Source organism: Saccharopolyspora galaxeae, from assembly GCF_016526145.1.
GTDB lineage: Bacteria > Actinomycetota > Actinomycetes > Mycobacteriales > Pseudonocardiaceae > Saccharopolyspora_C > Saccharopolyspora_C galaxeae.
Map to the genome: position 1 here is coordinate 14,175 of NZ_JADDUE010000020.1, position 21,524 is coordinate 35,698.

Here is a 21,524-nt window from a genome sequence, read left to right on the forward strand (position 1 = left end):
CCACCGAGGTAGCAACTCCCGAACCCGAGCCCGGAACCACCGGGCCGCGCCGTCCTGCGCGAAAAACCCGAAGTCGCGAACGGAGGCTCAATGCTGCGCCAGAAGTCCGCCCCGATCGACCGCTACTTCCGCATCACCGAGCGCGGTTCCACCGTCGGCCGCGAGTTCCGCGGGGGCCTGACCACGTTCGTCGCGATGTCCTACATCGTGCTGCTCAACCCGCTGATCCTCGGCTCGGCCGCGGACCGCACCGGCGCGACGCTGAACACCACCCAGCTCACCACGGCCACCGCGTTGTGCGCGGGCGTGATGACCGTGCTGATGGGCGTGGTCGGCAACGCGCCGCTGGCGATGGCCGCCGGGCTCGGCGTCATCCCGGTGGTGGCGTTCACCATCGCGCCCGCGATGACCTGGCCGGAGGCGTTCGGGCTGGTGGTGCTCGCGGGCGCGGCGATCGTCGTGCTGGCCGTCAGCGGCCTGCGGGAGCGGATCATCCTGGCCATCCCGCCGCCGCTGAAGACCGCGCTCACCGTCGGCATCGGCCTCTACATCGCGCTGGTCGGACTGGTCAGCGCGGGGATCGTCACCCGCAAACCGGACTCGGCCGGAACCACCGTGCCGGTGCAGCTCGGCAGCGGCCCGGACGCGCACCTGGTGGGCTGGCCGAGCGCGCTGTTCTGCCTGACGCTGCTGCTGATGATCGTGCTGGTGGCCCGTCGGGTGCCCGGCGCGATCCTGCTGGCCATCGCAGTCGGCACGGTGGCCTCGATGCTGGTGCAGGCGGTGTTCGAGGTGCCCGCCGAGCAGTGGGGAGTGATCATCCCCGAGGTTCCCGGCTCGCTGGTGTCCGCGCCCGATCTCGGCACGTTCGGGCGAGTCGACCTGTTCGGCGGTTTCACCTCCGCCGGGGCGGTGGCCGGTGCGGCGTTCCTGTTCACCCTGGTGCTGTCCGGGTTCTTCGACGCGATGGGCACGATCACCAGCGTGAGCCGGGAAGCGGGACTGACCACCGGCGCCGACGGCTCGGTTCCCGCGATGGGGCGAATCCTGCTGGTCGACGGGTTCGGCGCGGTGGCGGGCGGAGTCACCGGCAGCGCACCCAACACCGTGTTCCTGGAATCGGCCGCCGGTGTCGGGGAAGGCGCCCGGACCGGGCTGGCCAGCGTGCTCACCGGACTGCTGTTCGTGGCCACGACCCTGTTCACGCCGCTGGCCGGAGTCGTTCCCGCGCAGGCGGCGGCTCCGGCGCTGGTGCTGGTCGGCGGCATGATGATGGCGCAGTGCAGGCACATCCCGTGGGACGACGCGAGCTACGTGCTGCCGGTGTTCCTCACCATCGCGGTCATCCCGTTCACCTACTCGATCACCAACGGCATCGGTGCGGGCCTGATCGCGTTCTGCGCGATCCGCGTGTGCACCGGCAGAGCCCGGGAACTCGGCGGGCTGCTGATCGGTCTGTCGGCGGTGTTCGCGCTGTACTTCGGGATCGAAGGCGTGGAGGGACTGCTGCGGCTGGGGTGATGAGCAATGGGGGATGAGTAATCTGCCGCCCATGCGAACAGCAGGTGTCGTGCTGGCAGCAGGCGCGGGCCGCCGGTTCGGCAAGCCGAAGGCGCTCGTCGAATACCGCGGCGCCCTGCTCGTCGACCGGGCCGCTCAGGTGCTCGCCGCAGGTGGTTGTGCACCCGTGCTGGTGGTGCTCGGCGCCGCGGCCGACGAAGTGCGAAGCCGCGCGCAGCTGCGGAACGTCTCGGTGGTCCCCAACCCGGAGTGGCCCAGCGGCATGGGCTCGTCGCTGCGCGCCGCGCTCACCGCGCTCGACGACGAGCCGGACGACGTCGCGGCCGCGGCGGTGCTGCCCGTGGACATGCCCGGAGTCACCGCCGAAGCCGTCCGCCGGGTCGTCGCGCACACCGCCGAGGACGCCCTCGCCGCTGCCGCGATCGAGCAACGACGCAGTCACCCGGTGTTACTGGGGCGTGCGCACTGGCGGGCAGCAGCGGAGCGCGCGATCGGCGACGCGGGTGCGCGCGGTTACCTGCGTGCGCACGACGTCACCCTGGTGAGCTGCGACGGCATCTCGGAAGGTTTCGATATCGACAGTCCCGAAGACCTCGCTGACGGCTAACCCGTAGAGTCGGCGGTCACGCTGAGGTGACTCGGCGGCCACGGCCGAGGCCGCGACGCCCGCAAGGCAGGCGCGCCACCCGGCCGATGCGCGGAGTCACCGTCCGCAACCGCGCGACGGGGAGGCAACATGGCAACGGGACACATAACCGCCAACTACGTGCCGGACGGCGACGACTGGTCCGTCACCGTCTCGGCCGACGGCAACACCCGAACCGCACGCGCACCCGGTCTCATCGCAGCCAGGGACCAGGCCGACCAGATCATCGAGCACCTCGCCCCGAACTCCAGCGGCCGCGTGGTGATCCACCTGCTCAACGGCGACGGATTCGCGTTCAGCACGGCCTACCTGCAGGCCCGGCACGGCCTCTCGGACGAGGCGACGCGGCAGGCCGCGGCCGCCGCCGACGCCTCCAGCAACGCGCCGCGGTGATCCGATGCGCGCACGCAGCCCGTCGCCCTCTCTAGGATGGATGCCGTGAACGCACCGACCAGCAGCCCGCCCGGGCGCGGGCGCCCCCGGGACGCGACCCGGGACGCAGCCCTGCGCACCGCCGCCATGGAGGTGCTGGCCGAAGTCGGCTACCGCGCGCTGACCATGGACGCGGTGGCCGCGCGGGCGCGCGCGGGCAAAGCCACCATCTACCGCCGCTGGGAATCCAAGCTCGACCTGGTCATCGACACCTGCACCGAGCTGGTGCAGCGCAACATCCCCGAACCGGACACCGGCAGCGTCGCGGGCGACCTCGGCGAATTCCTGCGCGCCTTCGCCACGTTCCTGACCGGCCCGGCGGGCAAGGCCGCCCAGGCGCTGGTCGGCGAACTGCCGCACGAGAGCGAACTCGCCGCCGCGTTCCGCGAGTCGTTCCTGCTCCCGCAGCGCAACGTGCTGCGGCTGATCATGGAACGGGGCACGGAGCGCGGCGAGATCGCCCCGGACGCCCCGGTCGACACGGTCGTCGAACTGGCCGGAGCGGGTCTGTTGCACCGCCTGATGCTCACCGGCGAACCACTGGACACGCGTTTCGTGGACCGGCTGCTCGGCGAGGCCCTGCTCCCCTTGTTGCGCAAGCAGCGCTGAACCGCGCACGGGCGAACCGCTAACCTCGCGAACGAGCTGAGGAGGTCGGTTTGTCGCGAGGGAACGTGGCGCAGCTGCACCGCTGGCCGGTGAAGTCACTGCGCGGAGAAGCCGTCGGCGCGGCGCGGTTCGCGGACGGCGGGATGGTCGGCGACCGGGCGCACGTGCTGCGCGACGAGCGGGAGAAGCGATCGGGCGCGGTGCTGACCGTGCGGCAGAACCCCGCGCTGCTGCACTGGAGCAGCGACTACGGCGCGGCCGCCGACCCGGCGCTGCCGCCGACGCTGCACGACGGAGCGGGCACCCACTGGAAGTGGGACGACCCCGAACTGCCCGCGGCGCTGACCGAATCCCTCGGCATCCCGCTGAGCCTGCACAGCGCCGCGGGCAACCAGGACCGCGGCCCGACCGTGCTGGTCACGCTGCAGTCCACGCTGGACGCGCTCACCGCGGAAATGGGCGACGAAGTGGATCTGCTGCGGTTCCGGCCGAACGTGCACCTGGACGCGGACATCGCACCGTTCGGCGAACTCGACTGGGAACCCGGCACCACCGTCACCGCGGGCGAAGTGACCTTGGAGATCACCGGGGAACGCGCCGGAGCGTGCGTGCGCTGCGCAGTGCCCAGCTGGGACGCGCGCGGACGAACGCGCTGGAAAGCGCTGCAAACCCGGCTGATCGACGAACACGACAACAAGTTCGGCACCATCATGCGCGTGGTGCGCGGCGGAACCGTGCACCGCGGAGCCGAAGTCGCGGTCATGCGCCCGGAGGGCCGGTGACCCGCCGGGCGCACCCCGCGGCAATCACCGGAAGATCTTGCGCACCACGATGACGGCGACCAACGCACCGACACCGATCGCGACGTACCGCACCCTCGGGTCGTTCAGCCGCTCCTGCACGCCGGCCTTGCCCTGTTCGACGAACCGCTTCGGATCCGCCTTCGTGCTCAACTCGTCCAGCGTCTCAGCCAGCGCGTCACGAGTCTTCTCGATTTCGCGCTGGATCGCGTCGGGATCACGGGCCACGCGGTCCTCCTCCAAGTACACCCTGCTGCGGACACCGTAGATCACACGCCCGCAGCGCACCCAGCGACCGTTCCCAGTGTCCCGACCGCCTCCCGGCACCGCCGGAGAACAGCCGAACCGCCCGGTCGGGGACACAACGGACATCACCACCCGTTAAGCTGGCACCCCATCGGGGCCGTAGCCCAATAGGCAGAGGCACTAGGTTTAGGTCCTAGGCAGTGTGAGTTCGACTCTCATCGGCCCCACGAGGCGGCGGATGCTGCTCACCGCCGCTGCGGATTCGCCGTGGCCCGTTGTATTAGTTGCGGGGGCCGAGCCCCCGCAGGCCCCACGGTGCGGTGGTTGCGCTGGGTCGGCTCCGCACCGGCTGGTCACGAACCAGCCGATCAACGAACCCAAAACCACGACACGCTTTGAGCGCAAAGCGGCGGATGCTGCTCACCGCGTCGGGAGGGTGTTCGCGGTGTGCAGCGGCGGCCACACTCATTTGCGAACGGCGAAAACGTCCTGGGGCGACGTCGGGTGACAGGCGGATCGCGCCCGACCTGAAGGAAGTTCGTGGCCGAATCCCGCGCGGCGGGGCGGTGAGCACGTCCGGGCAGCGCTTCCCGGGAGCTGATCGTCCTCGCGGCGATCCGAGTGCAGCGCCGGCTCTCGACGCGGGCGGTGGCTCAGAAGGGCTGGTGGGCCAGGGAGCGGGCGTAGTTGACGCGGGCGTTGAAGTCCATGGCGGCCGCTTGGGCGAACACCGGGATCTGCACCGTGTGCAGCAGACCCGGACCTTGCACGGTCACCTGGACCGAACCATCGGTGCGCTCTTCCTTCGCCAGCAGGAACAGCAGTCCGAGGAAGCAGAACAGGAAGAAGATCACCGCGCACACGATGGCCCACGCGGGAATCCCGCTGTTGGTCCGGGACATGTCGGTGAAGGTCCACGTCGTGCCGACGATCGGCGCGCGGCCGGACGGGGTGATCACCTCGTCCTGCGTGCAAGCGATGTCCCCGATGGTGACCAGGACCGGAGCTGAACTGGCGAACGGATCCACGGACGCGAGAGTACAAGTCGACGCCGCCCCGCGTGGGCATTTTCGGATCGAACCGGGGATGTCCCGGCGGAGAAACCCGCACGAAAACGTTGCGGCGGCGCGGAAAACTCAGCAATGGTTGCGAAATCAACCGGACGGAGGCCGCGCGAAACCCTGTCAGGGATCTCGGACATCGACTAAGATGATCTTGACCCCCGGGAGCTGCGCCCGGACGCAGCCGCACCGTCAGATGGGCCGAGATCAGCATGGACGACCCCGAGCGCACCCCCGGAAGCGAACCGTCGTCGCTACCGCCCGAGGTGGACACCTCGGTTCCCAGCGTGGCCCGCATCTACGACTACGCGGTCGGCGGCAAGGACAACTTCCGCGTCGACCGGGACGCCACGTACGCGATGCTGCAAGGCGTTCCGGACATCATCACCACGGCGCGGGACAACCGCGCCTTCCTCGGCCGCGGCGTGCGATACCTGGCGCGCGAGGCGGGAATCCGGCAGTTCATCGATTTCGGCAGCGGCCTGCCGACCCAGCTCAACGTGCACCAAGTGGCGCAGCAGGAGAACTCCGGCGGGCACGTCGTTTACGTGGACAACGACCCCGTCGTGCTCGCGCACGGGCGGGCGCTGCTCACCGACGATCAGCGCACGACGGTCATCCAGGCCGACATGGCCCGGCCCGCGGCGGTCCTCGAGCACGACGACACCAGGCGGCTCATCGATTTCGCGCACGAGCCGGTGGCGGTGCTGTACGTGTCGGTGCTGCACTGCCTGCCCGACGAAGCCGAGCCGCGGCAGGCGGTCGCGACCATGCTCGACGCGGTGCCGTCCGGGAGCTACCTGATGATGTCTCGCACCTGGTCAGCGACGACGCCGACGCCGCGGAATTCCTCACCCGGTTCATGAACGAGCAGACCACGTGGGGCCGGGTCCGCACCGAAGCCGAAGTCACCGCCCTGTTCGACGGGCTCGAGGTGGTTGATCCGGGACTGGTCAACATCACCCGCTGGCGGCCCAGCGAGCAAGAACCGGCCATGCACACCGACGCCCTGTTCGACTACGAGATCCCCGCCCGCCCCGAGCTGGAGAACAAGATCTGGGAATTCGGCGGCATCGCCCGCAAGCCCTGATGCCCCACAAGCCCTGATGCCCCGCAAGCCCTGATGCGCTGACCCACTCGCTGCGGTCATCGCGGATCGGTCGTGAACCAGCGGCGCCGACGCGGCTACGTACCTTCCGAACGACGAAGGAAGGACGTCGCATGTCGATCGGCACCGCGCAGCGAACCACGGCTGGTTTCGGCACCGTCGTCGCAACCGAGCTCTACCGCGCGCGCCACGGGCCACTGCTGTGGCTGATGCTGCTCAGCCCCGTCGCGCTGGCGCTGCCCATGCTGCTCGCGACGGCTCTCGGCGGTGACTGGGAGCAGTGGCAGGGGCTGGCGCTGATGGGCTGGGGCGGCCTGCTGCCCGCCGTCACCGCGCTGGCCGTCGGGCTCGACGTGCGCCAAGACCGGGACGCGTGGCTTTTCCTGCTCGCCGCGCCGGTTTCGCGGAACCACCTGGTGCTGGGCAAGGCCGCCGCGCTGGTGGTCGTCACCGCGCTCGGCAGCCTCGTGCTCGGCATCGCGTTGTGCGCCGGTGCGCTGCTCGCGGGCCTCGCGTTGCCCACCGGGCCGCTCACCGGAGTGCTCGCGATGTGGGTGGCGCTGTTCGGGATCGCGGGCCTGCTGCTGCTGCTGGCGATCAGCTTCGGTTTCCCGGTCACCGTCGGCGCCGGAGTCGTCGGGGTGTTCGCGGGGCTGCTCACCGCGGACAAGGCGTTCTGGTTCGTCAATCCCTTCGGCTGGCCGCTGCGCGCCATGCTCCCGTTCGGCAGGCGGCTGGTGGGCGTCGAGATCCCGGACAGCAGCCCGCTGGCCGCCACGGGGCCGGTTCTCACGGCGATGCTGCTGTCGCTCGCGCTGGCCGCCGCGACCACCGCAGCGGCCTGCGTCGTCCTGCGGCGCAAGGAGATCTGAATGCCGTCGCAGAACCGGCGCGGACGGCCACCCGCGCAATCCACCCCTACCGGCCGCAGATCCTCGGGAGGAACCGCCATGTCCATCGCTGCCCGGAACACCGCCGGGCTCGGCACCATCATCGGCACCGAGCTCTACCGCGCACGCCGGGGCTCCCTGGTGTGGCTGATGTCGCTGACGCCGCTGGTGATCGCGCTGCCCATGGTCGTCTCGACCGCGCTCGGCGCCGATTGGCCCGAGTACCGCGGTATGACGCTGACCGGCTGGGGAAGCCTGCTTCCCGCGTTCATCGCCCTGCTCGTCGGGATCGCCGTCACCCAGGACCGGGAGGCCTGGCTGTTCCTGCTCGCCGCACCGGTAGCGCGCAACGGCCTGGTGCTCGCCAAGATGGCCTCGCTGGCCGTGATCACCGCGGTGCCCAGCCTCATCCTCGGCCTCGCGTTGTGGATCGGCGGAATCAACAGCGGGGTCCCGGTTCCCGCGGACGCACTGGCGGGCGCCGCCGCGATGTGGGTGGCACTGCTGGGGATCGCCGGGCTGATGCTGCTGCTGACCCTCGCAGCCGGGATGGCGACCACCATCGCCGTCGGCGTCGTCGGCGCGTTGGCGGGGATGCTGACCGCGGACAAGGCCTTCTGGTTCCTCAACCCCTTCGGCTGGCCGCTGCGCGCGATGCTCCCGTTCGGCCAAGTGCGGGCGAACGGGGTCGCGCTGCCACCGGGGAGCCCGCTGGCCGACCTCGGGCCCGCGTTCGCCGCGATGCTGCTGTCGGTCGTGCTCGCCGCCGCTGCCACCGCGCTGTCCTGCATGGTCCTACGACGCAAGGAGATCTGATGAGCACCGCACTCGCCGCCGACGACATCGTGAAGAGCTACCGCAGCACCCCCGTGCTCCGCGGGGTCTCCTTGGACGTCCCCACCGGCTCGGTCACCGGCCTGATCGGACCCAACGGTGCCGGGAAGACCACGCTGCTGTCCATCATCGGCGGCCTGCGCCGCCAGGACAGCGGGAACGTGTCCGTCTGGGGCAGGCCGCGGCAGGCCGAGACCTTGCACGACGTGGGTTTCCTGCTCGACCACCCCGGCCTGTGGCCGTTCCTGACCGGCCGGGGGAACCTGCTGGTGCACGCACGGCTGCGCGGCGTCCCGGAGTCCAGAGTGGACACAGTGCTCCGCCAGGTGGACATGGCCGAGCACGCCGACCGCAAGGTCGGCAAGTACTCGCTGGGGATGCGCTGGCGGCTGGGAATCGCCATCGCGCTGGTCGGCGATCCGCGCGTGCTGGTGCTGGACGAACCGACGAACGGTCTCGACCCGGTCGGAATCCGGGACATGCGGGCGTTGCTGCGCTCGCTGGCCGACGAAGGGCGAGCCGTGCTGATCTCCAGCCACCAGCTCTACGAAGTGGCGCAGATCTGCGACCGCATCTCGGTGCTGGTCTCCGGCACCATGCGCTACCAGGGTCCGCTGCACGGCCTGGCCGACGACAACGACCTGGAGGCGGCGTTCTTCCGGCTGATCGACGGCGCCGCCAAGTAGGGCGCCGGGGAAGCCGCCCGCCGGTGCGGGAAGCGGGATCTCAGCCGCGGGGGCGCGCACCGCGCGGGCGGAGCGCGCTCCCGGTCGTGCCGGGCCGCCAAGCCTCCGCCAGGGCCCACACGTGCTGCACCGTCGCCGCCGCCCCATCCGCATCGGTTGCGGCGGGCGGCGGTGCGGTGACCAGCAAGCCGATGCCTTGCCGGATCGTTGCGGTCTCGCCCGCCCCGGCCACCAGCGCCGCCCGCAGCAGCACCGCCAGCGAGTGCGAGTCCTGCGCACGGGCCGCGTTCACCAACCGGGCTTCCAGCGCGAGCACGACCCGTTCCCGCAGCTCGCCGGCGAGTTCGGAGCTCAGCGCGATTCCGGTCACCTGGTCCGCGAAGTACTCGTCACCGGTGTGCAGCATCGAGGACCAGTCGAGTTCGACGGCACCGTTCGCCGGGATCGGCAGGACCTGCTCGGGGTCCTGCGGACAACGGCGCAGCGCCACGTCGGCCAACCGCCTGCCCAGCGCCGGTTCTCGCCCCTCGGCGGAGTGCAGCGACGTGCGCAGCGCGCTCAGCCGATCGAGCAACCGAGCACGGTGATCAGCCACGGGACGCCCTCCCGGAGGCGGCCATGACGGCCACCATGGTGGTGTGGAAGCAGGTGCCGAACAGGTACGCCGCCCGCTTATCACCGTCTACTTTGGACAACACAGCGGAGTCGTGCAGCGGGCTCGGCACCGCGCCGTCCGCTCGCTGCGCCGAGGCGATCCGCTGCCACCCGTGCTCGACGAGTCCGCGGCAGTGCACGCCGAGGATGTCCGCGCACAGCAGCAGCTCCCCCGCCAGATCCAGGTCGTCGCGCGCCAAGCACGCACCGAGCAGCACCGACACCGTGCGGCCCGCCTTCTCCCGATCCGCCAGGTCCGATCCGGACACCGGCCGGGAGCCGAAATCGGACAGGTAGAACAGCACGTGAGTCAGCGCGTACACCTCGTCGTCGGCGAAGGACAACGGCCCTTGCCGGGTGGTGAGCACGCTGTTCCGATGCGACTGATCCGTCCGGTACCCGCTGCGGTCGAAGCCGCCGAGGTCGAGGACGTAGCGCAGTTCGAGGCGGTTCAGCGCGGGCCGGTCGGCGGCGAACAGCTCACCGGTCCCGGTGTCCAGCACGGCTTGGACCAGCGAACGCGCGCGGGCCGGAGCGCGTCCTGCATCGGTGAGCAGGGCGACGAGATGCGCGTGGTAGGCGAAGGCCGGTCCGCCCCGGCTCAACTCGTCGTGAAATCCGGTTTCCGCGCAGACGGCCTCGGCCACCCGGTGCGCGGCCGTGCCGATCCGTTCCGCCCGTTCGGCGTGCGGGCCGCCGCGCAACAGGCGAACCAGGATCAACAGCTCCAGCAGCGGGGCGGCGCGGAACCTGCGGGGTGGCAGGAATCGTTCCCAGCGCGCGGGCTCGAACCACTCCAGATTGTTCTCCAGCCAGCGCAGCCCGTGCTCGGCCACTCGCTCCGCGGAGCCGGTCACCGCCCGCTCACCTGCCCACGCGCAGCCGGACCGCGACACCGGCCACCGCGCCGAACGCCAGCAGCAGCACCAGGTCGAAAAGCGGATTCGCCTGCCCACCACCCGGCACCTGCTCGCCGGCGGCGTTGAGCAGCACGTGCCGGACCAGGTCCACCGCGTAGCTCATCGGGTTCACCCCGACGACCGCGGTCAGCCAGCTGGGCAGCTGATCCGGCCGGAACACCGCGCCGGACAGGAACAGCATCGGGAACATCAGCAGCGCCACGCTCGATTGCAGCGTCTGCACCCGGCGGATCGCGGTCGCCAGGAACAACCCGATCGCGGAGAACACCATGCCGGCCACCGTGTAAGCCAGCGTCGCACCGAGGAATCCGCGCAGCGTCAGCGGAACCGACAACAACGGCGACAGCAGCAGCATGATCGCGCTCTGCACGCACACGATGATCCCCGTCGCGACCATCTTGCCCGCGGGCAGGCACACCTTCGGGGTCGGTGCGACCTGCATCTCGCGCAGCACCCCGAACTCCCGATCCCACGCGTAGCCGAGTCCCGAGTTGATCGCGACGGTGACGATCTGGATGGCTATCACCCCGGGGAAGACGTAAGCGCTGAACGGCAATCCCCCGTCCGGAGCGATCATGCTGTTGAAGCCGACGCCGAACACGACCACGACGAAGACCATCTGCATCGCCTGCGTCGCCAGCATTCCCGGGTTGCGCAATTGCCGGATCAGATCCCGCTGCGCGATCACACCGATCGACCGGAACGCGCCCACCGCCGCGCGCTCGCCCAACCCGCTGCTGCCGCTCGGACGCTCAAGCAAGTTCGTCATCGCCACCTCCCGGGCCTGCACCGCCGCTGCGGGTGGCGGACAGGTAGACGTCGTCCATCGTCGGGTGCACGGCGCGCACTTCCACGACGCCGGTTCCAGCGCACCCGACGATCTCGGCGATCGATTTCTCGGGTTCCGCGCAATCGACCCGGAGAGCACCGGAATCCGGCGAGACCCGCCAGCCCGCGGCCACCAGGTTCGCGCTAGCCACCGCATCGTCCTGGGTGCGCAGCAAAACGCTCGACCTGGCCAGACCGAGCTTGAGCTGATCGGCGGAACCCCGGCGGACGAGCCGCCCGTCGCTGATGATGACGATCTCGTCGGCGACTTCGGCCTCGTCCATGTAATGCGTGGAGAACAGGATGCTCACGCCCAGTTCGTCGCGCATCCGCCGCAGGTCGTCCCACACCTTCGCGCGCGCCTCCGGGTCCAGGCCGTTGGTCGGCTCGTCCAGCACCAGCAATCCCGGCCCGTGCAGCAACGACCGCGCGACCTCCACGCGACGCGCCAACCCCCCGGAGAGGTTCCGGACGGCGTCCGAACGCCGATCGGCGAGCCCGAACCTGTCCAGCACCGCATCGATCCGTTGCCGGGACTCCTTGCTCCGCATCCCGAACAGCCGGGCGTGGAACCAGAGGTTGCGGTACACCGACAGGTCCTTGTCCAGCGTGCGCTCCTGGAAGACCAGCCCGAGCTGGGCGCGGGCGGCGACGGCGTCGTGCCGGATGTCCCGTCCGAAGATCCGGATCGTCCCCGACTCGCAAGGCACCGCCGTGCTGACGGCTCCCAGCACGCTGGACTTGCCTGCCCCGTTGGGGCCCAGCAGCGCGGTGACCTGCCCGGCCGGGGACGAGTAGCTGAACTCGTCCACCGCGAGCACCGACGGGTAGCGCACCACCAGCCGGTCGATTTCCAGCGCGGCCACCGGGCCGGCGTCCGCACCGGTCCGGTCCATCACCGCAGTCCGAGGCACCACTGCCATACCGGTGCACCCCCTTCGTCGTCGTCCGGATGCGCTGCGGCGTGCAGCGCGGCGGCCACACCGGCGGCCCCTTCGAGCAATCCGGCCACGTCCACGGCCTTGTGCGTGCGTCCGTCGCTGCGTTGCCCGCCCGGGTAGCGCATCAGGTGCGGGAAGTGGAATTCCGCCCGATCATCGCCCAGTTCCAGCACCGAGCGCACCAACCGGGCCGTACCGGCGAGCAGCTCGGCGGAACCGGTATCCACCCCGACGCGGGTGCAGATCGCCAACAGGCCCGCGTATCCGTGGCAGATCGTCGGGCCGTCGACGGCCCACTCCGCCTCGTCCCGCCGCAGTGCCGCCTGCAACGCGGAGACCGCTTCGGCCGTCCACTCGGGCCGGTCCAGCGCGGTACCGGCCGCGTGCAACCCGATCGCGACGCCCGGTGCCCCGTAGCACCAGGCGGTGCGGGTGATCGGGCGGGTCAGCTCGCTCGGGCCCGCGATCTGCTGGGCCAGTCCGATCCGGCACGGCCAGTACGGACCTGCGTCATCGGTCAGCTTCCAGTGCAGCAGCCATTCGACCGTGCGGGTGATCGCAGCGCGGTGCCCCGGCACCTCGTAGCCGTACGACGCCGCCCGGGACAGCACCGCGAGCGGGCCGGGCGCACCGTGCGCCAGCCCGAGGTTGAAGTCGCCCTCGGGGTAGTCGGCACGATCGCGGTCGGTCGGTTGCGCCTCCGGCGGCACCCACCACCCCGGTACCTCGTGTCCCCGGACATGGATCGGTTCGGTGCAGCGGACCAGGTGCCGCAGCCCGGCATCGAGGGCTTCGCGCACCCGCGAACCGGACTCGGCCGGATCGCGCGCGGATTCCAGCAACACCCGAACCGAACCGGAAACCCCGTTGATCAGGTCGTACCCGGACCAATCCACCCCGGCGCCCTGCTGGGCCCGCAGGTGATCGACCTGCGCGAGCACCAGCTCGGCCAACCGGCCGGCCAGTTTCGCCCGCATCCGGGCGTAATGACCGCTGCCCGCCGCCGCGGCCTGCGCGGCCGCCAGCAACGCCGCCGGGCCGGCGAACAGCCCGCGGTGCGGCGTGCTCGGCAACGCCTCCGCCGCACGGGACAGGTGCTCGTGCGCGGTCGCGCGCCACCGGGTGTCCCGCCGTGCCAGTTCGCCGTAGAACGCGGCCACTCCCGGCCAGCCGTTGGACAACGTGACCGGCGCCCACATCACGTTCCCGTAGATCGGATCCCGGTTGTCGTCGCGGCCGGCGACCGCCGCTACCCGGTCCGGATCGGCGAGCTTGTCCGCGACCACCGCCACGGCCTCGTCCACCCGGTCCCGGTCCGCCGCCGCGATCGGTGCGGCCGACTCCGTCCGGACGTTCATCCGGTGAACCTCCTTCGGTTCGCGTTGTCCTGCACCGCTCCTCTGGCCAGCGCGATCACCTCTCGTTCGCGCGCGCTGTCACCGCCGAACAAGCGGTTGCAGTGCATGTGCAGGAGGCTGCCGAGGAAACGTCCTTCCCCGATCCGGCAGTCGCCGTCGACCCGCTGCCGGTCCATTTCCGCGCGCACCGATGTGACCAGCTCGTCGCGCCCTCGCAGGTGGCCGAGCACTTTGGCGCCGAACACCGCTGCCGCCAGCCCGGTGCTACCGCCTGCCGGATCGACCAGGCCCGCCCAGTACGCGGGTGAGCGGCGATACCGCTTCGGCAGGTCGCGGCGGGTCCCGGTGCGACCGAGCCAGAACTCCGCCGCACCGGCGCCCGGATCGGTCCCGGGCGGGCCGAACGCCTCGGCCAGTGCGGCGACCGAGATCGCGGCGAGGGTGTCCAGGTCGTAGGGGCATTCCGGATCCGCCGCCAGGCTCAGCAGTTCGATCGCGGCCGCGCTGTCGGCCTGGAAGAGCCGCTCGACGGCGGGCGCCAACCGGATCCCGCCGTAGCGCTCGTGCTCCGGGTCGTACTGGTCGATCCGGTGCGTGCGCAGCAGGCCCTCCTGCTGCCAGTCCAGCAACGTGCGACCGAGCTCGGGTACGACATCGGACCACAACCGGTGCGGTTCACCGTGCAACCGCAGCCGCAGGTGGTGCCCGTCCGGATCGGTGTAGCGCAGGAAGAACCACCGGTCCGCGCCGAGTTCGCGGGCCGTGTCGACGAGCGCGCCGAACCGGTTGCGCAGCAGGTCGTCCTGTCCCCGCGCGGTGCCGTATAGCTTCAGGTAGAGCCATTCGCCGCCCGGACCGTGCGCGCGCTCGCGCGGCTCCCGGTAGGCGGGAGTGGCCGCGCGGCGGGGCTCCGGGTCGCGTCGCCGCAGCGGCACCACCACTTCGCCGACGTGCCCGGCGAGTTCGCCGTGCAGCCAGCCCTCGTGCTCACCGGCCACCTCGTGCACGACCAGGTCCGGGTCCTTGCGCACCTCTTCCAGGAGCAGCTCGACGTGCCACGGGTCGTCCAGGTCCAAGCCCAGGCGTTGGTCGTTGCTCACGATCAGCACGTGGCGCGGCACGTCGTAGCGCGCGCGCCACCGCGCCACCGCCTCCGCGGGGTCGCGCCCGGCAGCCGCTTCGCGCACGTCGTCGAGCCGCCACACAGCGGGGGCCAGCACGAATCGGCCGAAGCGGATCCGCGGCACGAACGGTGAATCGGCCAACCGGCCCCACTTCCACGGTTCCCACAACCGCTGGCCTTCCAGGCCGATCTCCCACAGCAGCCGGGCGGCGTTCGGAGCCTGCGCCGGGGCGCTGACCATGTTCGCCAGCACCGGGGTCAGCTCCCGTCCGGTCGGCAGGTGCACCGCGCACAGCCGTTCCAGCGTCGCGCCGACACCGATGTCGCCGAGCCGGATCTCCGCGGCACTCGGCGAGTCGAACACGCCGACGCCGATCCGGTGCCCGGTGTCGGGCGCGGTGTGCGCCAAGTTCGCCGCTTTCCCGGAACGGGGCAGGAAAGCCAGGTCCGCGCGCAGCGCTCCGGCCACGTGCGTCGGCAACGCCGAGGACTCCTCGTGCAACCGCCGCTCGTGGTCCGCGTCGAGGGCACCGGCGAAGCGCATGAAGGTCGAGCCCGCGTGGTGCGAGCCGGGGCTCGGCGACAGCGACACCAGGAATTCGCCGTCCAGCAACCGCTCCGCGGAAGGGGCCGCGACCTGCACGGTCACCTCGCACGAATTCGGAACCTGCGCGGGCTCGGCCGCACCCCGGCACAGCGCGCGCATGGTCGAGGCGTCCACGACCACCTCGCGGTCGCCGCTGCGCAGCGCGTCCGCGAGCAGGCGGTGCAGGAGGCGGTCCCGGTCCCGGTCGGGTTCGGCCTCGGTCCGCGCATCCGGGACATCGCTGTTCGGCCAGGAATAGCCGGCGGGGGGCCCGAGGCCGACGTTGCCGTCCAGCAGGTCCAGCAGCGGAACCAGCCGATCCGTGCCGTAGCGCTCCAAGAACTGCGCGTGGTAGTCGCGCAACGCGTGCAAACCGATCTTCGGGGTGGAGGTCCGCCACATCAGCTCGGCGGCACCGGCCACCTCCGCGGCGACCGCTGCGGGCAGGGCGGTGCTCCCGGCGAGCCGGGCGTCCACGTGCAGCGGCGTGGGGTGCTGGTGGATGCGCTGCGCATCGGCGACGGTGTCCGCGAGCGCGGCCGCCCCGGACCCGGCCGGGATGCGGTCGTAGGCGGCGATGCGATCGGCGAGTTCGCGCAGTTCCAGGTGTCGCTGCGCCACCGGAGCGGCGTTCGCGGCGTCCAGCACTTCGCAGAGCCGGGTCAGCGGGTCCGAACCGTCCAACGCCGGGCGCAGCTCGGTCAGCAGCACTTCCTCCGCGATCAGCGAACTCAGCAGCCCGCGCACGCGCTCGCGGGCACGCTCGCCGAACTCCGCCACCAGCCGTTCGGTCAGCTGCCCGAGCCGAACGGGCTCGGCCCCGAGCTCCAACGCACGGCGCACCGGTGCGCTGTACCGCACCGACACCCGGGCACGGCTGTTACGCCCGGGAACCGCCCCGAAGGTCGATGCGCAGTCCAGCACCACCCGATCGCCGCGCACCACGAGCGCCGGATGCGCGTGCACGCGCAGCGCGGGCATCTCGACGGCACGGGTCTCCAGCTCCTGCACGACCCCGAGCAACCACTGCATGTCGACCTGAGTGCGGGTGCGCTGGCTGCCGCGCGCCGGTGTCCGGGGCAACCGCCCGGCATCGACGTCCGCCTCGAAATCACCGCAAGCCACGCCCGCGAACAAGCCGAACGGCGTCGGCCGGGTGCGCATCCGCAGGTCGTAGCGCAGCACCGCGAACGCGGCCCGCCGCAGCTGAGCCGGTTTGACCGCACCGCCGTCGCCCGCGGCCACTCGAAGCAGCAGTCCGCGCAGGCTGGGACTGGCCAGCGCCAGCGCTTCCATCAGGTGCTCGTCCTCGACCGCTCGCCGCAGCAGCCGCGAACACGCGGCCTGGGCACCGGCGTCGGTTTCCGCACCGGTCAGCTGCGGCCGGGTGGCACCGAGCGGGGCGCGGAGCAGGTAGAAATCCCAAGCGGCGAACAGGTCTTCCCGAAGCGGCTGGGCGTGCGCTGGATCGTCCATCCCGGACTCCTCGACTCGCGGGCGGAACCGCCGGGGCGGGCGGAACTCGCCCCGGCGGCATCCGGAATCAGCAGCAGTGGCTGCAGTTCGAGCCGCCGCCCTCGCTGGTGCACCCGGGGGTGCAGTACGAAACGCTGGTGACGGCGGGGTTGGCCATGGTGGCCTCGAAGCCGACCTCCAGGTCGAGGTCGAACAGGTCGACCTCGGCCTCGGCGACGGCCTGGTCCGTAGCAGCGGACATGGTTACCTCCGTGATGGATCGGTGGTGCCCGGCGGGCACCTTGATCGGATTCGGCTGCACTCCCGGCCGGTGCCGGCCCCAGACCCGGTTGCGTGCAGCCCGTTCAGATCAGCAACCGGATCTCGCCGCGGCAACCGATCCGGGCCGGAATGGCAGAACTGGCAGTGCCCGTGGCGGATCTGCGGCCGCCGTCCGCCGCCCGGAAGTTCGAAAACGGTGGATGTCGCCGTGAACCTTCGCGAATGCCGGTGCTACGTACCTTCACTGAGGGATTCTGGTCGCTCGAGACCGGAGGCGATGGGAAACAAGGTGACTGAGGCAGGCACGCACTCGGCCGGGCTGCTGGCGCGCGTCGCCGAAGGCGACGAGGAGGCGCTGGGCCTGCTCTACCGCGAGCACGCGGGTTCCATGCTGCGCTTGATCGGGCGGCTGACCACGAACCGGGCCGAAGCCGAGGAGATCTTGCAAGAAGCCTGGCTGGCGGTATGGCAGTCCGCGGCAGCCTTCCGGGGTGACAGCGCGCCCCGCGCCTGGCTGCTCGGCGTGGCCCGCAGGCAAGCGCACAACCGGCTGCGCCGCGCCGCGCTGAGCACGGCGGAGCTGGACGCGGCGGCTCAGGTGCCGCAGGCAGGCCCGGACGTGGAGGACCGGGTGCTCGCGGGCATGGAGTTCGAGCAGGTGCTCGCGCGGGTGCGGGACCTGCCCCGGCATCTGCGGGAGGTGCTGGACCTGGTGCTCGTGGAGCAGCTGTCCTACCGCGAGATCGCCGGAGTGCTCGACGTGCCGGTAGGCACCGTGAAAAGCCGGATGTCCCACATAAAACGGGAACTGGCGCAGGGCACGCACTGGGAGTCCAGCCATCGGCCACCGCAGGAAGGGAGCAGGCGATGAGTCACCTGGACGCCGACGAAGTCCTCGAGGCGGCTCGGCAGCAGGCCGCGGGCGGCCGGGTGCGCTCCGCGGACCACCTCCGCGAATGCGCGCGGTGCGCGGACGGCGTCGCTGCCATGGCGCGGTTGACCGCCGCGGGCGAAGTGCTGGCCGCGGAGGAGGATCGCGAGCTGGCGGTGCCCTCGTTCGAGCACGTGCGGGCCGCGTTGCCGGGGAACCAGGCCCGCACCGGCCCGCAGCGCGAACCGGCGCCGCGGGGCGCGCCCGAGCGGCGGGGGAAGCAGCTCCTGCGGTTGACGGCCGCGTTGGTATGGGCGCAGCTGGCGCTGCTGCCCCGCCTGCTGCTGCCCGCCAGCGCGTTCGCTTTCGCCGCTGCGGTCGTGCTCGCCACGGCGCTGCCGGAAAGCTCGGCCGGGCTCCGGGAACACGCCTTCGGCGCGGCCGTGGTGCTGATCGTGCTGGCCGGGGCGCTGACCACGTATTCGGGTGGGCGCGATCCGCGCACCGAGCTGCAATTCAGCCTGCCCATCGCACCCCCGACGGTGTTCGTCTGCCGGGTGGTGGGCGTGCTGGGTCTCGACGTGCTGCTCGCGGTGCTCGGTTCGGTCGCGGTGCACGTGTTCGGCGGGTCGCCGAGCCTGGCCGGTGTCCTGGCGAGCTGGTTCGGGCAGGCGTTGCTGACCGTGGGGGTCGCCCTCGTGTTCGCGGTCGCGCACGCGCCGGCGACCGGCACGTTGGCGGGCGTGCTGGTGTGGCTGCTCGGTTCGTCCAGCGGTCTGCCGGAAGCCGGTGGGCTGGGCGGAATCCTGCGCCCGGCGGTTTCGACGCTGTGGACCAGTTCGCCCGCGGTGGTCGCGCTGGCGCTGGCCCTGCTGGCGATCGCGGTGCTGGGGATGCGGTTCCCCCGGTTCGGGCCGCGCCGGGAGGGGAGCTGAACCATGGCCGTGAACCGCATCGAGCGGCGGCGCTACGTACCGGGTATGCGTTCGTTGTCGCGGTACGAAATGCGCCGCTGCGGTCCTGCGGTGCTCGCGGTGCCGCCGCTGGCGGGCATCACGGTGGGCATCGCGTCCTCGCTGGCCGGATGGCAGTCGTTGCTGCTCGGCGAGGTCCTGCCGGTTCTCGTCGCGCTTCCCGCCGCGGCGGTCGCGGATGGCGATCCGCTGCGCGAGCTGCACGAGACGCTGCCTCGTCGCTACGTGCGCACGGCTGCTTGCCGGCTGGGGATCGCGGCGGGTGCGGTGCTGACCGGTGTCGTGGCCGCTGCGGTGCTCTGCGCCGCGTTCGGCGGAGGCGCAAGCGTGCTCGGGCACGCGGCCGCCGCGTTGTGCTCCGCCGTGCTGCTCGTCGGCATCGGCGCGCTGGTGGGCGCAGCGTCCTCGTCCGCGGCGGCCGCATCGACCGCGATGATCGCGGTATGGCTCGGGCAGCTGCTGCTCGGTGACCGCATCCTCGGCGACGGCGCCGCGCGACTGCTGGTACCGGCCTGCGTCGGTTGCGCCGCGCTCGCGCTGGCGCTGCGCCGGTTCGACTCCGGCGCCGACGTGCTCGGCGCTGCCCGCAGCGGGGCCGGGTCATGACCGCGCCCGGAGTCCGGACGGTGCTCGCCACCGCGCGCTACGAGGCGCTGATCGCGCTGCGCACCAAGGCGCTGTGGTGGTCGCTGCTGCCCCTGACCGCACTGGCGCTGCTGCTCGCCGCCACGTCCGGTCGGGTGGTCGGCGCCAGCGACCCGGTTCGCCGGGTGGCCGAGACTTCGCTGGTGTTCAGCCTGCTGTGCACGCTGGGCATCGCGGTCGGCCTCGCCGGACGACTGGCCGGGCACCGCCGCAGCGGGCTGACCGATCTGCTCGACGCCACCGCCGCGGGCATCCCGGCGCGCGTGGCGGGCTCGCTGCTCGGTTCACTGCTGGTGGCACTGGTGCCACCGGTCTGCGGTTTCCTGCTGCTGGTCGTGGTGACCTCGATCAGCACGGGCGCCCCGGCGGCGGTCGGCGCCGGGCTGCTGGCGATCGTGGTGGTGCTGCTGCCGGCGAGCCTGATGCTGAGCAGCTTCGCCGCGATGCTGGGCGTGCTGCTGCCGGTTGCGGCCGCCCGCGTGCTCACGGCGGTGTTCTGGCTGTGGGCGACGGTGCTCAACCCGATGCTGCTGCCGGTACCGACCGCGACCGGCACGGTGCTTTCCCCGCTGGCGCGGTACCCCGCCGCAGCATGGCTGCACGCGTCACCCGCGTCCGCGACCTACGGCCTCAGCGGCGCGCTGCGCCCAGAAGTGCACAGCGCCACAGCCACGGCGCAAGTGCTGTGCACGCTCGCCGCGAGCGCGGTTTTCCTCGCGGTCGCGGCGATCCGGCTGAACGCACGTACCCGAGTTCCGAACCGGAGGGCACGATGGATGTCTCGCTCAGCGCAGTGACCAAGGTCTACCGGGGTGGCGCTCGCGTGCTCGACGGGCTCGACCTCGAGATCGGCGAAGGAATGCTCGGCCTGCTCGGCGCGAACGGGGCGGGCAAGACCACGTTGATGCGGTTGCTGACCACGGTGCTCAAACCGACCAGCGGCCGCATCGCGGTCGGCGGCCACGATCTGTCCACCCGTTCCGGGGTGCACGCGGTCAAGCGCATGTTGGGCTACCTGCCGCAGGAACTTTCGCTGTACCCGGAGCTGACCGGTGCCGAGTTCCTGGACTACGTCGCGCTGCTCAAGGGCATCGGCGACCGGGCCGAACGCCGGCGCCAGACCGACGACCTGCTCGAGCAGGTGGGAATGCGGCAGCACGCGAAGCAGCGCATCGGCGACTACTCCGGCGGGATGAAGCGCCGGATCGGCATCGCGCAGGCACTGCTGGGCGATCCCGAGCTGCTCGTCGTCGACGAGCCGACCGCCGGACTCGATCCGCAGGAACGGATGCGCTTCCGCGCGCTGCTGGCGGGGCTGTCCGGCGTCCGCATCGTGATCCTGTCCACGCACATCCTCGACGACGTGGCGCAGAGCTGCCCGAACGTCGCGGTGCTCGGCGACGGCAAGGTCGCCTACCACGGCAGCACGGCCGGGCTGACCTCCGCGGCGTCCGGCCGCACCTACCTGGTGCCACCGGGACGGCCGGTTCCACCGGATTCGACGGTCGTCAACGCCGTCGCCGGCCCCGAAGGCACCGAATACCGCGTGATCAGCGAGAACCCCGTTCCGGGGGCGCGGCAGGTGGAACCGTCGCTCGAGGACGGCTACGCGGCATTGGTGCGCAACAGTTCCGACAAGATGGCGGTGAATTGATGAGGACGTTGACGAAGCTGGTCCTGCTGGGATCCGCGGCGCTGGCCCTGACCGGGTGCGGTGGCGGTGGCCAGGGCACCGCGGAGGCGGGTGCACCGGTGCCGATGCCGCCCGCCCGCAACGGCGAGCAGCCGATCAGCGCGGCGAACATGGGGCACTTGTGGCCGCTGACCGTGCCCGGCGGTGTGCTCACCTGCGTCGGCGACAACGAGGCCGTGTTCACCGATCCCGGTGGCCGCTCCTACGCGCTCAACGAGCGCGCCGAGCGGCACCACCCCAGCATCGAGCCGCTGCGCGCCCAGGGCGAGGGCAGCGAGAAGATCAGCCTCGGCGCGTTGCGCAGCAAGACCCTGAAACTTTGTCCCGAGCAGCGGTGAGGCGGCCGGTTCCGCGCTGCGCC

Annotated in this window: 25 protein-coding genes and 1 tRNA gene; 17 read left to right on the forward strand and 9 right to left on the reverse strand. The window is 71.4% G+C overall.

What is annotated here, in order from left to right:
- Positions 1-90 precede the first annotated feature (90 nt).
- The 5 genes from INP57_RS28405 to INP57_RS28425 all read left to right on the forward strand — a co-directional run bounded on the left by INP57_RS28405 (position 91) and on the right by INP57_RS28425 (position 3,990).
- On the forward strand, positions 91-1,521 hold the full coding sequence (locus tag INP57_RS28405) for an NCS2 family permease (RefSeq protein WP_200073449.1): 1,431 nt from the start codon (positions 91-93) through the stop codon (positions 1,519-1,521).
- A gap of 31 nt (positions 1,522-1,552) precedes the next feature.
- The gene (locus INP57_RS28410) at positions 1,553-2,128 is read left to right on the forward strand and encodes a nucleotidyltransferase family protein (RefSeq protein WP_200073450.1); all 576 of its coding nucleotides are present in this window, start codon (positions 1,553-1,555) and stop codon (positions 2,126-2,128) included.
- A gap of 129 nt (positions 2,129-2,257) precedes the next feature.
- The gene (locus INP57_RS28415; protein WP_200073451.1) at positions 2,258-2,560 is read left to right on the forward strand and encodes a hypothetical protein; all 303 of its coding nucleotides are present in this window, start codon (positions 2,258-2,260) and stop codon (positions 2,558-2,560) included.
- Between the two features lie 36 nt (positions 2,561-2,596).
- Positions 2,597-3,208, forward strand: coding sequence for a TetR/AcrR family transcriptional regulator (locus INP57_RS28420; protein WP_200073452.1), 612 nt, complete (start codon positions 2,597-2,599; stop codon positions 3,206-3,208).
- 50 nt (positions 3,209-3,258) lie between these two features.
- Positions 3,259-3,990 carry an MOSC domain-containing protein gene (locus INP57_RS28425; RefSeq protein ID WP_200073453.1) on the forward strand — a complete coding sequence of 244 codons (732 nt, stop codon included), beginning with the start codon at positions 3,259-3,261 and terminating at the stop codon, positions 3,988-3,990.
- A gap of 24 nt (positions 3,991-4,014) precedes the next feature.
- Here INP57_RS28425 and INP57_RS28430 read toward each other — a convergent pair whose 3' ends face one another.
- Positions 4,015-4,236 carry a DUF3618 domain-containing protein gene (locus INP57_RS28430; RefSeq protein WP_200073454.1) on the reverse strand — a complete coding sequence of 74 codons (222 nt, stop codon included), beginning with the start codon at positions 4,234-4,236 and terminating at the stop codon, positions 4,015-4,017.
- Positions 4,237-4,407: 171 nt separating this feature from the next.
- Here INP57_RS28430 and INP57_RS28435 point away from each other — a divergent pair.
- Positions 4,408-4,481: transfer RNA gene (locus tag INP57_RS28435), tRNA-Leu, on the forward strand.
- A 426-nt stretch (positions 4,482-4,907) separates the two neighbouring features.
- Here INP57_RS28435 and INP57_RS28440 read toward each other — a convergent pair.
- The gene (locus INP57_RS28440) at positions 4,908-5,282 is read right to left on the reverse strand and encodes a hypothetical protein (protein ID WP_200073455.1); all 375 of its coding nucleotides are present in this window, start codon (positions 5,280-5,282) and stop codon (positions 4,908-4,910) included.
- A 245-nt stretch (positions 5,283-5,527) separates the two neighbouring features.
- Between INP57_RS28440 and INP57_RS28445 the strand changes: the two genes are divergently transcribed.
- The 5 genes from INP57_RS28445 (at position 5,528) to INP57_RS28460 (ending at position 8,833) form a co-directional block, all read left to right on the forward strand.
- Entirely contained in the window at positions 5,528-6,181 is a 654-nt protein-coding gene (locus INP57_RS28445) for an SAM-dependent methyltransferase (RefSeq protein WP_255520986.1), read from the forward strand.
- Complete coding sequence (locus INP57_RS30170) at positions 6,178-6,405, forward strand: SAM-dependent methyltransferase (RefSeq protein ID WP_255520987.1); 228 nt, start codon at positions 6,178-6,180, stop codon at positions 6,403-6,405. The genes INP57_RS28445 and INP57_RS30170 overlap by 4 nt, the downstream gene beginning before the upstream one ends.
- A gap of 131 nt (positions 6,406-6,536) precedes the next feature.
- A complete protein-coding gene (locus INP57_RS28450) occupies positions 6,537-7,295 on the forward strand; it encodes an ABC transporter permease (protein WP_200073456.1) in 759 nt (252 codons plus the stop codon).
- A 78-nt stretch (positions 7,296-7,373) separates the two neighbouring features.
- Positions 7,374-8,129, forward strand: a complete 756-nt coding sequence (locus INP57_RS28455) for a lantibiotic immunity ABC transporter MutE/EpiE family permease subunit (RefSeq protein ID WP_200073457.1) — start codon at positions 7,374-7,376, stop codon at positions 8,127-8,129.
- Positions 8,129-8,833, forward strand: coding sequence for an ABC transporter ATP-binding protein (locus INP57_RS28460; protein ID WP_200073458.1), 705 nt, complete (start codon positions 8,129-8,131; stop codon positions 8,831-8,833). The genes INP57_RS28455 and INP57_RS28460 overlap by 1 nt, the downstream gene beginning before the upstream one ends.
- A gap of 40 nt (positions 8,834-8,873) precedes the next feature.
- On the opposite strand, the gene INP57_RS28465 is transcribed toward INP57_RS28460, so the two are convergent.
- The 7 genes from INP57_RS28465 to INP57_RS28495 all read right to left on the reverse strand — a co-directional run bounded on the left by INP57_RS28465 (position 8,874) and on the right by INP57_RS28495 (position 16,960).
- Positions 8,874-9,428, reverse strand: coding sequence for a hypothetical protein (locus tag INP57_RS28465; protein ID WP_200073459.1), 555 nt, complete (start codon positions 9,426-9,428; stop codon positions 8,874-8,876).
- Positions 9,421-10,344, reverse strand: a complete 924-nt coding sequence (locus INP57_RS28470; RefSeq protein WP_200073460.1) for a DUF6895 family protein — start codon at positions 10,342-10,344, stop codon at positions 9,421-9,423. The genes INP57_RS28465 and INP57_RS28470 overlap by 8 nt, the downstream gene beginning before the upstream one ends.
- A 7-nt stretch (positions 10,345-10,351) precedes the next feature.
- Positions 10,352-11,176: an ABC transporter permease gene (locus tag INP57_RS28475; protein ID WP_200073461.1), complete on the reverse strand. Its 825-nt coding sequence runs from the start codon at positions 11,174-11,176 to the stop codon at positions 10,352-10,354.
- The gene (locus INP57_RS28480; RefSeq protein ID WP_200073462.1) at positions 11,160-12,158 is read right to left on the reverse strand and encodes an ABC transporter ATP-binding protein; all 999 of its coding nucleotides are present in this window, start codon (positions 12,156-12,158) and stop codon (positions 11,160-11,162) included. Before INP57_RS28480 ends, INP57_RS28475 begins: the two co-directional genes overlap by 17 nt.
- Positions 12,131-13,534: a lanthionine synthetase C family protein gene (locus INP57_RS28485; protein WP_200073463.1), complete on the reverse strand. Its 1,404-nt coding sequence runs from the start codon at positions 13,532-13,534 to the stop codon at positions 12,131-12,133. The genes INP57_RS28480 and INP57_RS28485 overlap by 28 nt, the downstream gene beginning before the upstream one ends.
- Complete coding sequence (locus tag INP57_RS28490; protein WP_200073464.1) at positions 13,531-16,719, reverse strand: lantibiotic dehydratase; 3,189 nt, start codon at positions 16,717-16,719, stop codon at positions 13,531-13,533. The genes INP57_RS28485 and INP57_RS28490 overlap by 4 nt, the downstream gene beginning before the upstream one ends.
- A 67-nt stretch (positions 16,720-16,786) precedes the next feature.
- Positions 16,787-16,960, reverse strand: a complete 174-nt coding sequence (locus INP57_RS28495; protein ID WP_200073465.1) for a gallidermin family lantibiotic — start codon at positions 16,958-16,960, stop codon at positions 16,787-16,789.
- Between the two features lie 309 nt (positions 16,961-17,269).
- Here INP57_RS28495 and INP57_RS28500 point away from each other — a divergent pair, with 309 nt between their 5' ends.
- From INP57_RS28500 to INP57_RS28525, 6 genes are read left to right on the forward strand one after another with little or no spacing between them, the layout of a single operon-like run.
- Positions 17,270-17,851 (forward strand): RNA polymerase sigma factor, encoded by a 582-nt coding sequence (locus INP57_RS28500; protein ID WP_200073466.1) that lies wholly within the window; start codon positions 17,270-17,272, stop codon positions 17,849-17,851.
- Complete coding sequence (locus INP57_RS28505) at positions 17,848-18,786, forward strand: hypothetical protein (RefSeq protein ID WP_200073467.1); 939 nt, start codon at positions 17,848-17,850, stop codon at positions 18,784-18,786. The genes INP57_RS28500 and INP57_RS28505 overlap by 4 nt, the downstream gene beginning before the upstream one ends.
- Before the next feature lie 3 nt (positions 18,787-18,789).
- Positions 18,790-19,431, forward strand: coding sequence for a hypothetical protein (locus tag INP57_RS28510; RefSeq protein WP_200073468.1), 642 nt, complete (start codon positions 18,790-18,792; stop codon positions 19,429-19,431).
- Complete coding sequence (locus INP57_RS28515; protein WP_200073469.1) at positions 19,428-20,267, forward strand: hypothetical protein; 840 nt, start codon at positions 19,428-19,430, stop codon at positions 20,265-20,267. The genes INP57_RS28510 and INP57_RS28515 overlap by 4 nt, the downstream gene beginning before the upstream one ends.
- Positions 20,243-21,124 (forward strand): ABC transporter ATP-binding protein, encoded by an 882-nt coding sequence (locus INP57_RS28520; protein ID WP_200073470.1) that lies wholly within the window; start codon positions 20,243-20,245, stop codon positions 21,122-21,124. Before INP57_RS28515 ends, INP57_RS28520 begins: the two co-directional genes overlap by 25 nt.
- Entirely contained in the window at positions 21,124-21,501 is a 378-nt protein-coding gene (locus INP57_RS28525) for a YebY family protein (protein WP_200073471.1), read from the forward strand. Before INP57_RS28520 ends, INP57_RS28525 begins: the two co-directional genes overlap by 1 nt.
- The last annotated feature ends 23 nt before the right edge of the window (positions 21,502-21,524 follow it).